Raw genomic sequence first — 525 nt, 5'->3', positions numbered from 1 at the left:
TTCCGGTTCGGCACTCAGCGGAGGCATCGATGACACCGATTACTACGCGATCGACCTGCCCAAGGCAGGCCGGGTCGGCCTGAACTTCAAGTTCCCCGCCGGGCTCGGAACCGGACCCACCTACACCGTCAGCATTTACAACGCCAACGGCACCAACCTCTACAACTTCGACCTCGACGGCTCCGCCGCTGACGGTACCTGGCTCGCCAGCCAAGGCACKTTCCTGCCCGCTGGCCGCGCCTACATCAAGATCTATGGCTACAGCGGCGGCTGGGCAAGCTGGGGCAAGACCTACACCCTCAACACGACACTGACCGCGGGGACCGTCGAACTCGAACCCAACAGCTCCACCTCGGCCGCGACGGTGGTGCCCCTSGGGACCACGGTTTCCGGTTCGGCACTCAGCGGAGGCATCGATGACACCGATTACTACGCGATCGACCTGCCCAAGGCAGGCCGGGTCGGCCTGAACTTCAAGTTCCCCGCCGGGCTCGGAACCGGACCCACCTACACCGTCAGCATTTA

Annotated in this window: 1 protein-coding gene; it reads left to right on the top strand. The window is 64.1% G+C overall.

Annotation, left to right across the window (positions count from 1 at the left end):
* A partial coding sequence (locus AC1DKN_RS21005) for a flagellar hook assembly protein FlgD (protein ID WP_476872407.1) occupies positions 1–525 on the top strand: 525 nt, incomplete at both ends.

The sequence above is a fragment of the Arthrobacter sp. 01N444 genome, from assembly GCF_056399305.1.
This window is presented reverse-complemented; position numbering and strand designations above follow the sequence as displayed.